The organism is Rhodococcus sp. JVH1 (assembly GCF_000280725.2).
GTDB lineage: Bacteria > Actinomycetota > Actinomycetes > Mycobacteriales > Mycobacteriaceae > Rhodococcus_F > Rhodococcus_F jostii_A.
On record NZ_CP166289.1, the window covers coordinates 3,391,619 to 3,404,741 of the forward strand.

11 protein-coding genes are annotated in these 13,123 nt (G+C 69.6%); 3 read left to right on the top strand and 8 right to left on the bottom strand.

The features are described 5' to 3' along the window. Positions 1-20: 20 nt before the first annotated feature. The 6 genes from JVH1_RS15440 to JVH1_RS15465 form a co-directional block, all read right to left on the bottom strand. On the bottom strand, positions 21-1,235 hold the full coding sequence (locus JVH1_RS15440) for an acetyl-CoA C-acetyltransferase (RefSeq protein ID WP_005253367.1): 1,215 nt from the start codon (positions 1,233-1,235) through the stop codon (positions 21-23). Between the two features lie 323 nt (positions 1,236-1,558). Further along, positions 1,559-1,885 carry a hypothetical protein gene (locus tag JVH1_RS15445; protein WP_043780575.1) on the bottom strand — a complete coding sequence of 109 codons (327 nt, stop codon included), beginning with the start codon at positions 1,883-1,885 and terminating at the stop codon, positions 1,559-1,561. A gap of 46 nt (positions 1,886-1,931) precedes the next feature. Then, the gene (locus JVH1_RS15450; protein WP_009477263.1) at positions 1,932-2,603 is read right to left on the bottom strand and encodes a response regulator transcription factor; all 672 of its coding nucleotides are present in this window, start codon (positions 2,601-2,603) and stop codon (positions 1,932-1,934) included. Beyond that, the gene (locus JVH1_RS15455; protein WP_009477262.1) at positions 2,600-4,543 is read right to left on the bottom strand and encodes a sensor histidine kinase; all 1,944 of its coding nucleotides are present in this window, start codon (positions 4,541-4,543) and stop codon (positions 2,600-2,602) included. Before JVH1_RS15455 ends, JVH1_RS15450 begins: the two co-directional genes overlap by 4 nt. Positions 4,544-4,587: 44 nt before the next feature. After that, positions 4,588-5,289: a hypothetical protein gene (locus tag JVH1_RS15460; protein WP_192817857.1), complete on the bottom strand. Its 702-nt coding sequence runs from the start codon at positions 5,287-5,289 to the stop codon at positions 4,588-4,590. A gap of 85 nt (positions 5,290-5,374) precedes the next feature. After that, positions 5,375-7,633, bottom strand: a complete 2,259-nt coding sequence (locus JVH1_RS15465; protein ID WP_043780570.1) for a DNA polymerase III subunit gamma and tau — start codon at positions 7,631-7,633, stop codon at positions 5,375-5,377. 210 nt (positions 7,634-7,843) lie between these two features. Between JVH1_RS15465 and JVH1_RS15470 the strand changes: the two genes are divergently transcribed. Then, positions 7,844-9,190 carry an ammonium transporter gene (locus JVH1_RS15470; RefSeq protein WP_009477258.1) on the top strand — a complete coding sequence of 449 codons (1,347 nt, stop codon included), beginning with the start codon at positions 7,844-7,846 and terminating at the stop codon, positions 9,188-9,190. A 2-nt stretch (positions 9,191-9,192) separates the two neighbouring features. Here the strand turns inward: JVH1_RS15470 and JVH1_RS15475 are convergent, their stop codons facing one another. Both JVH1_RS15475 and fes read right to left on the bottom strand, forming a co-directional pair. Then, entirely contained in the window at positions 9,193-9,786 is a 594-nt protein-coding gene (locus JVH1_RS15475) for an HhH-GPD-type base excision DNA repair protein (RefSeq protein WP_009477257.1), read from the bottom strand. A gap of 86 nt (positions 9,787-9,872) precedes the next feature. Further along, positions 9,873-11,096: an enterochelin esterase gene (gene fes / locus JVH1_RS15480; RefSeq protein WP_009477256.1), complete on the bottom strand. Its 1,224-nt coding sequence runs from the start codon at positions 11,094-11,096 to the stop codon at positions 9,873-9,875. A 73-nt stretch (positions 11,097-11,169) separates the two neighbouring features. On the opposite strand from fes, the gene fepB reads away from it, so the two are divergent. Next, complete coding sequence (gene fepB / locus JVH1_RS15485) at positions 11,170-12,180, top strand: Fe2+-enterobactin ABC transporter substrate-binding protein (protein ID WP_009477255.1); 1,011 nt, start codon at positions 11,170-11,172, stop codon at positions 12,178-12,180. A gap of 86 nt (positions 12,181-12,266) precedes the next feature. Next, a complete protein-coding gene (locus JVH1_RS15490) occupies positions 12,267-13,103 on the top strand; it encodes a DUF1206 domain-containing protein (protein WP_009477254.1) in 837 nt (278 codons plus the stop codon). The last annotated feature ends 20 nt before the right edge of the window (positions 13,104-13,123 follow it).

Genomic DNA, 13,123 nt, shown 5'->3' on the forward strand with positions numbered 1-13,123 from the left:
TCTCCTGATGGTCCGGGCGGTCAGACGCGCTCGATGATGGTGGCGACGCCCATACCGCCGCCGATGCACAGGGTGATGAGGGCGTACCGGGCGTTACGGCGCTCGAGCTCGTCGATCATGGTGCCGGTGATCATGGCGCCGGTCGCTCCGAGCGGGTGTCCCATCGCGATGGCACCGCCGTTGACGTTGAGCTTCTCGTCCGGGATGTTCAGGTCCTTCTGGAACTTGAGCACCACGGACGCGAACGCCTCGTTGATCTCGAACAGGTCGATGTCGTCGACGGTCAGACCGGCGGCGGCGAGGACCTTCTTCGAGGCCGGGGTCGGGCCGGTGAGCATGATCGTGGAGTCGGCACCGCTGGTGGCCGTCGCGACGACGCGGGCGCGCGGGGTCAGGCTCATGTCCTTGCCCGCCTGCTCGGATCCGACGAGGACCAGTGCGGCGCCGTCGACGATGCCGGAGCTGTTGCCGCCGTGGTGGACGTGGTTGATCTTCTCGACCCAGTGGTACTTCTGCAGCGACACGGCGTCGAAGCCGCCCATCTCACCGACGCCGGCGAACGACGGGTTGAGGCCCGCGAGGTTCTCGAGGGTGGTGCCGGGACGCATGTGCTCGTCCTGATCGAGGACGGTGAGACCGTTGATGTCCTTGACCGGGACGACGGACTTGGCGAAGTAGCCGCCGGTCCACGCCTTCGCGGCGAGGTCCTGCGAGCGGACGGCGTACGCGTCGACGTCCTCGCGGGAGAAGCCCTCGATCGTCGCGATCAGGTCGGCCCCCACACCCTGGGGAACGAAGTAGTTGTCGTAGTTGGTGGCCGGGTCGAGCGCCCACGGTCCACCGTCGGAGCCCATCGGCACGCGGGACATCGACTCGACGCCGCCGGCGATGACCAGTTCGTCCCAGCCGGAGCGCACCTTCTGCGCGGCGGTGTTGACGGCCTCGAGGCCGGACGCGCAGAACCGGTTCAGCTGGACGCCGCCGACGGTGTCGGGCAGTCCGGCGTCGTTGACCGCGACGCGGGCGATGTCCATGCCCTGGTCGCCGACGGGGGTGACGACGCCGAGGATCAGGTCCGAGATGCGATCCTCGTCGAGGTCGGGGAAGCGGGCGCGGAGCTCGTCGATCAGGCCGGTGACCAGCGAGATCGGCTTGACCGAGTGCAGCGAACCGGTCTTCTTTCCGCGGCCGCGCGGGGTGCGGATGGCTTCATAAATGAATGCCTCTGTGGTCACTGTGGAGTGTTCCTTCCTTATCTGCGTCGACGCCGACCGTGCACACGGCGCTCTGCACGGGGCATACCCCGGCACGTCCACCTTAGAACGTGTTGCAAAACGGAAGGAAGGACCGAAGCGATCCTGGATCGTGACCCAGGCGATCACGATCGGCCTGTCTGCGCCCTGCCCGGCCCGCCTTTTCGTGCTGTAATGACGCGGCGCTCGACCCGACCCGACCCGAGCGGAGGAGAACACGCTGTGACCACCCGACTGTCCCGCCGGCAACTGTTCGGCGCCGCGACCGCGGGTGCGGTGACCGTCCGCTGGCCGCCGCGGGTGGGTCACGCCCGCTGTCCGGCATGCGCATCGGGTTGCCGCTGGGTGTCGCCGACGACCTGCCCGGCCCGATAGGGACCTCGTTCGCCGGCTTCCTCGACCTCGTCCGCGCACTGGGCGGCGACATCGTCGACGTGACCGAGCCCGACGTCCCGAAGGGGTTGCTGAGCGGCGACTATGCCGAGTTCGGCTCGTATCACCGGCAGTTCGCGGACCGGCTCCCGGCATACGGCCCGGAGTCTGCGCTCGCCGCCACCGCGGCGATGGCGAGCCTTGCCCTGCCTGTCGCGGACTACTTCGCTCTCGAACGCGCACGGCTGCGCTTCCAGCACGACTTACAACCGGATGTTCGCCGAGCACCGGCTGGATGCCGCGAGGTCAGGCGTCGAGGCCGAGACCCGCGTCCCGTGCCCGAACGATCGCGGCGGGACGGTCGGGCACACCGAGTTTGGCCAGCACGTTGGACACGTGGTTGCGCACGGTCTTCGGGCTCAGCACGAGTCGGCGCGAGATGCTCGCGTTGTCATAGCCGCGGGCAACGAGGTCGAGGACCTCACGCTCCCGGTCGGTCAGCTCGGGAAACACCGTGGGACCCACCCTGCGCGAGGCGGCCATGAAGCTCATCGCGCGGGCCGCGACCGCGGCGCCGAGGATCACCTCACCGTTGGCGACCGCCCGGACCGCCCGTTCCACCTCCCCCGGGTCGGCCCCCTTCACCAGGTAGCCGCGAGCCCCGGCACGCACCGACGCGACCAGCGATTCGTCGTCCTCGTGCATGGTCACCACGAGCACCCGCAGTGCGGGGTGCCGCTCGACGAGCCGCCGGGTGGCGTCCACCCCCGAACCGTCCCCGAGTTCGAGGTCCATCAGCACCACGTCGACGTCACCGTCGACGACGTCGAGCGCCTCCGCGACGGAGCTGGCCTGGGCGGCCACCTCCATGCCGTCCAGGGTCGACAGCAACGCGACCATGCCCAGCCGGAACACCGGGTGGTCGTCGACGACGGCGACCCGGATGGACGAGGTGGTGGAATTCGCGGCGGCGCTCATGATGCGGTCAACGGTAACCGGGCCGTGACCACCGTGCCTGTCGGACGGCCGGATTCGATGTGGAGCGTGCCGCCGAGTTCGTGGGCCCGCTCGCGCATCGACCGGGTCCCGACGCCGCCGCCCCCGGCAGGATCGAACCCGCACCCGTCGTCGTGGATGACGACGGTGAGCATCTCCCGCGCGAACGTGGCGTCGACCCGGCAGCCGTCGGCGCCACTGTGCCTGCGCGCATTGGTGACGGCCTCGACGACGATCCCGTACGCCGCGGCGCTGATCTCCGCGCCCAGCCTCGGCGGCGGATCGGCCTGCACCCTCAGCTGGAATCCGCTGCGCAACTGATTGGCGGCCAGTTCGTGCAGGGCCGGGATCAAGCCGAGCTCGTCGAGCACCGGCGGGAACATGCTGCGGGACAGCTGCCGGACGCCCTCCACCTGATGGTCGAGTTGCTCCTGCAGTGCGTCGATGAGTTCCGCGGCAGCGACCGGATCCGACCCGAGCAGGTTCCGGGCGCCCTGCAGGCCGAGTCGGATACCCGCCAGCGACGGACCCAGTCCGTCGTGCAGTTCGCGGCGAATCATCTGCCGCTCCTCCAGTCGCACGGACGCCAGCCGGCGTCGCGCCTCCTGCAGGTTCTCCGCCGACTGCAGCACGACGAGACCGGCCGTCACCACCGCCGACAGTTCGGTGAGCGACCGGCGGGTGCGCGCCCCCAGCGACTCCCCCGGCGGCGCCGTCACGACCATCGTCCCCAGCACCGCACCGCGGTGGACCAACTCCACCGACTCGGCGTGCCCCGTCGCCGAACCCCACACCGCGGCAACCCCGCTGGTGCGCCGCACGGATACGGATTCGAGCCGCAATGCGACGCCCACCCCGGCAGCGAGACCCTCCAGGAGTTGTTCCGGGGTCTCGGCACTGCCGAACTGCCGGCCCAGGGTCCGGACGGCCCGCGCCGGATCCGCGCCCTCGCCGTAGACGAGGTGGTGCACCCGCCGCTGCAGCCACAACCGGACCGGCTGCACCGCGACGGCGACGACACCCGCCGCAACCACCTGCGCCCCCACCGAATCGCCTTCGGGCAGCAGCGCCGCCACGGCCGTGGCCACCACCACGTAGAGCACCAGCAGCAGGACGGTGAGGGTGCCGGCCACCGTCGCGCGGCTGACGGCGAGGTTCAGCCCCCACATGCGCTGGCGCAGGATGCACACCAGGATCGCGACCGGATAGAACGCCTGAACAGCCAAGTGCACCAACGGGTTGAGCACCCACAGTCCCGGCAGCGACGCGGGCAGCGCCAACGGAACGTATGCGGCCGTCATCAGCGCCGTGCCGAGGCACATCCATCCGAGCCCGACACGCTCGTCGGGTGGGCCGTGCCGCCACCGCCACCCGCAGTCCGCCGCCGCCGCGGAGCCGACGACGAGAACGGGCGCGATCACCCACACCGCGGGGATCTCCGTGAACGTACGGGACCAGAAGTACCAGGACGTCGCCGCGATGCCCGCGAGGACGCCGAGTTTCGCGCCGACGCCGAGCGGGTGGTCGCGGATCAGCCACGGCACGATCAGGAACAGGCTGAGCGTCCCCGGAATCCACGCGGTGTTCTGCAGCGGCGACAGCACGTCGACCCACGGCAACCCCGGACGCACGAGCGCGAGTTGCGAATAGCTGTAGCCCAGCGCGGCGACACCCACGCCGATCGCGGTGAGCCCCATGATGATCGGCACCGGGTGCACCCGCCGCGCGAGGACGACCCCCGCCACGGTCCCGTAGACCGCCGCCCCGACGACGTCCACCAGGAAGAACAGCTGATTCGAATCGATGCCCGGATCGGCCCGGACGAACGCCACCACGGACAGGACGACCAGAATCCACGCGGACACCGCCATGACAGCAGCAGGTACGGGCGCACCGCCCGTACCTGCCGACCCCTCGGTCATTCGAGTGTCCTTCTGCGTCACCATGATGCGAACGAGTATCTCCCCTACTCGCGCACGGTGTCGGCGAAAGCGAATCCGATCGCGCTCACCAGCACCCACAGCGGTCCGGTGAACCCGGCGAGGTACTGCAGCGGCGAGACGCCGATGACGGCCGTCACCAAGCCCAGGACCAGGCTGACCCAGCCGATCCACCGCGGGCCCGCCTGTCCGCGCAGCAGTGCGACGGCCACCGCCAGCGCACTGACCCCGGCGCCCGCCCACAGCCACGGGATGGTGCCCATCCAGTGGCCGCCGACCACCGCGAACTCCGGCACCAACTGGTCCGTGTCACCGAGACCGAACACCAACTCGGTGGTCAGTCCGGTTCCCAGCAGGCACGCCGCCGACGTCAGGACCAGACCGAACGCCGCGACCGACGGCAGGATGCTGTCGGCGGGCAACGCTGCCCGCAGCCGCTGGGACAGCCCGGCGGCGAAGACGAGGATCAGCAGCGCCGCGGTCATGATCGACACGTGCATGACGAGGATCCCGGTGCGCTGTCCGGCGAGGCCGTTCATGATGGCGACCGCATCGCCGGCCGACGCCTCCGCGTAGACGGCGTCGATCGACATGCTCGCCTGGATGCCCACGATTCCGGCCACGCCGGCGAGGACGCCGACGTAGGCCCACGATCGGCTGCCACTTCGCGGTCGTGCCGTCGCCGGGACCTCGTTCTGCACGCCGTCTGGAACATTCACTGTGCTCATGGGACGAGAATCGGCCACCCGGCGTCCCGGGCACCAGGGGCGGATGTCCCGATGTGGCGGGACCGCCGACGACGGCCCCGTCGGATCAGCCCTCGAGCTTCTTGGCCCCGAGCATGTCCTTGAGCAGTTCGAACGCCACGTCTTCCGGGTCGCGGCGCGTCGTGGGATCGACGGGTTCCGCCGCCTCCGCGAACATCTCTTCCTCGTCCTCGGGTGTGGAGACGGGCGGCGTGGTCGCCGAAGCCTCGTAGTCGATCGGCCCGGGATCATCCGGGTAGTCGGGTGCCTCCGGCGGCGGAATGTCGTCGTCCGGTTCGGGCGACGGACGTGCCTGTCCCGCAGCTGGACCCGCCGAATCGGAGCGCTGCGTGTCGGACTGCTGCTGCGGCGGGCGCTGTGCGGTCCGCTCCTGGCTGGGCCGGGAGAACCGTGGTGCGCCTGCCGGTTTCGTCGGCGCTGCGGCGGCCTTCGCGACCGGCGGCGGCGCTGTCGGAGCACCGGCCTGGTACTCCACTTCCCAGGTGCCGCCGAACATCTCGGCGAGCACCTCGGTGATCACCTGGGCGTTGTGCGGCGACGCGATGCGAGCGCCCAGGTTGGGAACGGGGTGCGCCAGGATCAGGCGGTAGCCCTGAACGTCGTGCACCGTCGCGGCCGACAACATGGCAGGCAGGATCTTGTTCCGCTGACTCACCTTTTCGCGCAGCGAATTCCAGGCTTCCCGCAGCGCGGCAGCATCCGGGCCGGCGGATGCGGCGGGCTCCGCCTCCACCTCGGGGGCGATCGGCGGCTCCGGCTCGGGTTCGGGAGTCGGCTCCGGTGCAGGAGTCGGCTCCGATGCAGGGGTCGGCTCGGGTTCCGGGACCGGAGCGGGCGCCGGTGCGGGAGTCGGCTCGGGCTCGGGCGCGGGAACAGGGGCCGGCTCGGGCGCGGGCGTCGGTTCGGGGACAGGGGCCGGCTCGGGCGCGGGCGTCGGTTCGGGAACAGGTGTCGGCGCGGGCTCCGGAACCGGCCGCGGCATCGGTTCGGGTTCCGGCTCGGGCGGCGGGGGGACGGTGGCCGCCGCGGCCTGGCGCATCGACGGTCGCTGGAACTTCGGTTCCGGCTCCGGCTCGGCGGGTTGTTGTGGCGCACGCGCAGGAGCCGCCGCGGGCCGCTCGGCCGCGTCGACGGCCGGCGCCGACCCGGCGGGCGGAAGTCCGCGTTCGACGCGTTCGAGTCGCTGCAGCACGGCGGACTCCGCATCGGACGCCGAGGGCAGCAGCATCCGGGCGCACATCACTTCGAGCAGGAGGCGGGGGGCGGTGGCGCCGCGCATCTCACCGAGACCTGCGTGCATCACCTCGGCGTAGCGGGTGAGCGTGGCGGGACCGATCCGCTGGACCTGGGCGCGCATGTGCTCGAGCACGTCGCCGGGCGCGTCGACCAGGCCACGTTCGGCGGCGTCGGGCACCGCCTGCATCAGGATGAGGTCGCGCAGACGCTCGAGCAGGTCGACGGCGAACCGGCGCGGATCGTGTCCGGCGTCCATCACGCGGTCGACCGTTCCGAACAGCGCTGCACCGTCGCCGGTGGCGAGCGCATCGACGGCATCGTCGATGAGCGCGACGTCGGTGACGCCGAGCAGCGCGAGCGCGCGCGGGTAGGTGACGCCCTCGTCGCCCGCTCCGGCGAGCAGCTGATCGAGGATGCTCAGCGAGTCACGCGGCGAACCGCCACCCGCACGGATGACCAGCGGATACACCGGGTCCGCGACCGGCACACTCTCCTGCTGGCAGATCTTCTCCAGCAACCCGCGCATCGTCGCCGGTGCGAGCAACCGGAACGGGTAGTGATGGGTGCGCGAACGGATGGTCGGCAGCACCTTCTCGGGTTCGGTGGTGGCGAAGATGAAGATGAGGTGCTCCGGCGGCTCCTCGACGATCTTGAGGAGCGCGTTGAAACCGGCCGTGGTGACCATGTGGGCCTCGTCCACGATGAACACCCGGTACCGGGATTCGGCGGGGGCGTAGAACGCGCGGTCGCGCAGCTCACGGGTGTCGTCGACACCACCGTGGCTGGCCGCGTCGAGTTCGGTGACGTCGAGGTTGCCCGAACCGCCGGGGCCGAGCGCCACGCACGAGGGACACTGGCCGCACGGTGTCGAGGTGGGACCCTCGACGCAGTTCAGCGATCGGGCCAGGATGCGGGCAGACGACGTCTTGCCACAGCCGCGGGGACCGGAGAACAGATACGCGTGGTTGATCCGTCCGGCGTCGAGAGCGGTGCTCAGTGGTTCGGTGACGTGCTCCTGCCCCACCACCTCAGAGAAGGATGCGGGTCGGTACTTCCGGTACAGGGCCACGCGGAAAGACTACCGGCGGTCCCCGACAGTCCGGGCCGGGTGGTCGAAGCGCCCGCTCGGCACCCGCTCGGGGCGCTACTCACAGGCGCAAGTCCGAACCTGACCGCATTGCGTAACACGTTCGCAACGCAGCGGCAGCACAGTCGAAACCGCTCGCGGTCATCGTGACTTTCCGCGCCGGGTTTCGTCCCGGGGTGTGAGGAGAATGTCGTGCCTGCAATCGACGCCGGAGCAACCGCCTGGCTTCTGATCAGTACCGCGCTGGTCCTTCTGATGACGCCGGGGCTCGCCCTGTTCTATGGCGGAATGGTCCGTTCCACCGGCGTACTGAACATGATCATGATGAGCTTCGTGTCGATCGCGCTGGTCACGGTCGCGTGGCTGGTGGCCGGGTACTCCCTCATCTTCGGTGACGACATCGGCGGCGGACTGATCGGCGGGCTGGAGCACCTGGGGATGGTGGGCATCGACCCCACCACCGTCCACGGGCAGGTGCCCGAGATCCTGTTCGCCACGTTCCAGCTGACGTTCGCGATCATCACCGCCGCACTGATCAGCGGTGCGATCGCCGATCGGGCCAAGTTCTCGGCCTGGATGATCTTCGTGCCCGTCTGGGCCCTCGTCGTCTACGCACCCGTCGCGCACTGGGTGTGGAACCCGCAGGGCTGGATCGCGCAGTTCGGTGCCCTCGACTACGCGGGCGGACTGGTCGTCGAGATCGTGTCCGGAGCGTCGGGCCTGGCGTTGGCGCTGGTCCTGGGCCCGCGTCTCGGTTTCCGGTCCGAGTCGATGCGTCCCCACAACCTTCCGCTGGTGTTGCTGGGCGTCGGCCTGCTGTGGTTCGGCTGGTTCGGTTTCAACGCCGGCTCCGCGCTCGCCGCCGACGGCACCGCCGCCGCGATCTTCCTGAACACCCTCGTCGCCGGGTGCACCGGTCTGCTCGGCTGGCTGCTCGTCGAACAGAAGCGGGACGGTCACCCCACCACGTTCGGTGCGGCGTCCGGCGTCGTCGCCGGCCTGGTCGCGATCACCCCGTCCTGCGGCACCGTGAGCATGGTCGGGGCACTCGTCGTCGGCGCCGTCGCCGGTGTGGTCTGCTCGTTCGCCGTCGGCTGGAAGTTCCGTCTCGGGTACGACGACTCGCTCGACGTCGTGGGAGTCCACCTGATGGGCGGCATCGTCGGCACCCTCCTGATCGGACTGCTGGCCACCGAGGTCATGACGGGCGGACCGGAAGGCCTCTTCTACGGGGGCGGGTTCGCGCAACTCGGTAAGCAGGTGCTCGCGGTGGTGGTCGTCGCCCTGTACGCGTTCGGTGTGACGTACGCGCTGGGGAAACTGATCGACCGGATCTTCGGATTCCGGGTGAGCGCGGAGGACGAGTCGTCCGGCATCGACCTCGCCTTGCACGCCGAATCGGCGTACGAACACGGTGTGCTCGGGCACGGTCCGGGCGGCGGCGGTCAGGGCAACAGTGTCTTCCCGTGGATGCACGAGGCCGAACGCCGGCGGCACCTGGACGCCGAACGGAAGCAGAACCCCTCCGATTCCGAGTAGGGCTACTTCTTCTTCGCCGCCGCAGCCTTCTTCGCCTCGGCCTTCGCGGCCTTCTTGAACTCGCGGACCTCGTGGAGACTCGTGTCGTCCACGACGTCCGCGATCGAACGCCGGGATCCCTCGGTGCCGTAGTCCCCTGCGGCCTCCCGCCAGCCCTTCGGCTCCACACCGATCTGCTTGCCGAGCAGCGCCAGGAAGATGCGGGCTTTCTGATCGCCGTACCCCGGCAGCGCCTTCAGCCGCTTCAGGACCTCTTTGCCGTCGGGGTCGCCGCTTGTCCACAACGCCTCGACGCTGCCGTCGTAGTTCTCGACGAGGAACGCGCACAGCGACTGGATGCGGGTGGCCATCGATCCGGGAAACCGGTGGACCGCCGGGGTCTGCGAGCAGACGGCCGCGAACTCCTCCGGATCCATCTCCGCGATGCGATGCACCTCGAGGCCGCCGAGCCGGTCGTCCAGCTTCTTCGGACCCGCGAACGCCGTCTCCATCGGCACCTGCTGATCGAGCAACATCCCGATGAGCAACGCCAGCGGATCACTCGCCAGGAGTGCGTCGGCGTCCGGATCCCCTGCCAGATTCAGCGTGCGTGCCATGGTCCGATCCTGCCATCCCACGATCGGGCGGGTGCGCCCTTCACCTCGACGCGCGGTTTATTCACAGAGTTATCCACATCACTGCATTACCGGTCGGTACGCTCCAGCATCGCGGCCACGCCGGCGATCAGACCGTCGCGCCAGTGCAGGACGTCGTGGCCCCCGCAGAACTCGCGGTACCGCACGTCGTGGCCGGCGCCGGCCAACAGGTCGCGCACCTCGCGGTTGGGTTCGACGAGCATCCATTCGAGGGTCCCGACCTCCACACTGAACCGACTGGTCGACGGGGCCGCGGCGCGGACGCGGTCCTGGAACGGGACTCCAGGTCCCGAGCCGGGCCACCAGAACGATCCGGACAGGCTGACGGCGCAGCCGAACACGTGCGAGGCCGTCAGCGCGAGGTGGCACGCCGTCAGTCCGCCCAGGCTGCAGCCGGCCACGATCGTCGACGCGGGGTCGTCGGTGGCACCCCATTCCCGCCGCAGCCAGGGAAGCAGTTCGCCGGCGAGACCGGCGCCGAACGCGGGACTGCAGCCGAGCTCTCGGGATCGCAGTTCGGGTCCGACACTGTCGACCATCACGGCGAGCGGAACCCGGTGCCCGGCACGTCCGAGTGCGTCGACGGCGCCCGCGATCGGCAGGTCGACCGCCCACGTCCGGCCGTCCAGCAACACCACGACCGGACGATTCCGAGCAGCGAGTCCGGGCGGTTCGCAGACCCACACCGACCGTCGCGTGCCCGACAGCGTGAACGTCGTCTCGTGAAGCGCGCCGCGGCCCGGCCGGTCCGTCCACCAGTGCTGCGCGGGCGCTGCCGGCATCACCGCCTCGGAGCTGTCGCCGGTCTGCACCACCCGCGTCGGCAGTGGGTTGAACGGGTCGGGTTGCGCGTCGGCGAGCACGCTCCGCCACCACTGCCAGCCCGGGGTGTCGCCGGGAACTGTCAGTGGTTCCGTCCGGGGAATGAAACGGTAAGCGCCCCGCCACTTCTCGGGGACCTCGATCGAGAGCGACCACAGGTCGGTGCCGGGTAGCCGCGACAGCGCGGCCTGTTCCAGGCGGGAGCGGTCAGTGATTCCGTTGGCGTCGAGGTAGACGTGCCGCGTGCGTGACGTGCGCTCGTCGCCGTCCGGATCCCGCCAGCAGAACGTCGCGATCACACAGCCGGGGTCGCCCCCATCCCGCTCGATGAGGGGACTGCCCACGGCGGTGAGACGGTCCCAGAACGCGGGGACGCCGTCACGCGTCAGGTCGTCGATCGACCGTGCGCGCACGACGCGACGCTCGGGTCCCGGCACTCGTTGCAGCATCCAACTCCCCAATCGAATGTAGGTAACGCTAGCCTAAATCAGCTTCCTTACCCGTGCGAAAGAGAGTCTTACCGTGAAACTTCGTCGCTCACTGGCAGCCGTCGCTGTCCTCGCCGTCGGGATCGGCGCTGCCGCGTGCTCGTCCGATCCCGATTCCGACGCCGCGACCACCGGCACCACCGCCGCGTCCGACCAGAACTGGCCGCGCACCGTCACCGACGAGACCGGCAGCGTCACGATCGAACAGAAGCCCGAGCGGATCGTGTCCACCAGCGTCACCCTCACCGGCTCACTACTCGCCCTCGACGCCCCCCTGATCGGTACCGGCGCGCAGAGAGCCAGCGACGTCACCGACGAGAACGGTCTGTTCACGCAGTGGGCGGACATCGCCGCCGAGCGCGGCGTCGAGACGCTGTACCAGGGCGAACCCAACGTCGAGAAGATCACCGCCGCCGATCCGGACCTCATCTTCGTGTCCGCCACCGGCGGCGACTCGGCGCTCGATCAGGTGGACACGTTGAAGCAGATCGCGCCCGTCGTGGTGCTGCGATACGACGACAAGTCGTGGCAGGCCCTCAGCGGACAGATCGCCGCGGCCACCGGGGCCGAGGAGCAGGCCGACGCCGTCGTCGCGAAGTTCGACCAGCAACTCGACGACGCCAAGTCGGCGCTGGGCGACAGGGTCGCTGCGGCGAACCCGGTGAATGTGCTCGCATACAACTCGCCGGAGGAGTCGCGGATCTTCACCGCCGAATCGGCGCAGGGCATCCTGCTGGAACGCCTCGGATTCTCGCTTGCCGAGCTGCCGTCCGACCTCACCGCCGCCGACAAGGGCATCATGGCCGGCCGCCAGGACGTCGTGCCTGCCGGGCAGGAGAACCTGCCGCGTGCGGTGCCCGGCAACACCACGTTCATCGTGATCGGTGAAGCAGCGGACGCCGACAGGTTCCTCGCCGATCCGACGCTGCGGGAGACGCCGTCCGTGGAGAAGAAGCAGGTGATCGGACTCGGGAAGGACAGCTTCCGCCTCGACTACTACAGCGCGTCCAACCTGATCGACCGGGTCACGAACACAGTGCGATAACGCTCACCCCGTGTCGGCGCGGCCCATACCGGGTACCTCTACGTGAAAGGGACTCCGGTCCGTTCGCACAACCCGAAGGACACCCGATGGCCCAGAACGAAACGAACCGAGCCAACGGGATGAGCCGCGCCGTCGACAGGGCAACCGACAGCAACACTTTCGAACGGGTCGCGCGCGCCGGCCACGTGATGAGCGGTTTCGTCCACCTGCTGATCGCGTACATCATCGTCCAGCTGGCGTTCGGCACCGGCGGCAACGCCGATCAGTCCGGGGCCCTCGGCGCCCTGGCCGCCAAACCCGGTGGCCGGTTCGTGCTGTGGGTGGCGATGGTCGCGTTCATCGCGATGGCGCTGTGGCGGCTCGCCGAGACCGTTCTCGGACCCCATGCCACCGAGAATTCCGGGGGCGACGGCGACGAGACGTCCCTGCTGGACCGCGCGAAGGCGTTCGGCCTGGCCGTCGTCTACTTCGCGTTCGCCTTCTCGGCTTACCAGTTCGCGAGCGGCGGCGGGAAATCGAGCGGTCAGCAGAACGCCGGAATGAGTGCACGCCTCATGGAGTCCGGGGGAGGCAAGATCCTTCTCGTGGTGGTGGGTCTCGGCGCAATCGCGATCGGCGGCTACCACATCTACAAGGGGGCGTCGAAGAACTTCCTGGACGACCTGAAGGGCACCCCGTCGAAGCTCGTCGAGCCCCTCGGAGTGGTCGGCTACGTAGCCAAGGGCCTCGTCATCGCGGGCGCGGGCGTGCTGGTGATCGTGGCGGTCTTCAACGCCGACCCGTCCAAGGCCACGGGCCTCGACGGCGCGGTCAAGACCCTGGGTTCGGCGCCGTTCGGGCAGTTCCTCCTCGTCCTCGCCGGACTGGGCATCGCCGCGTACGGGCTGTACAGCTTCGTGATGGCGCGCTACGCCAGGATGTAGAGACACGTCCGGCCGCTCAC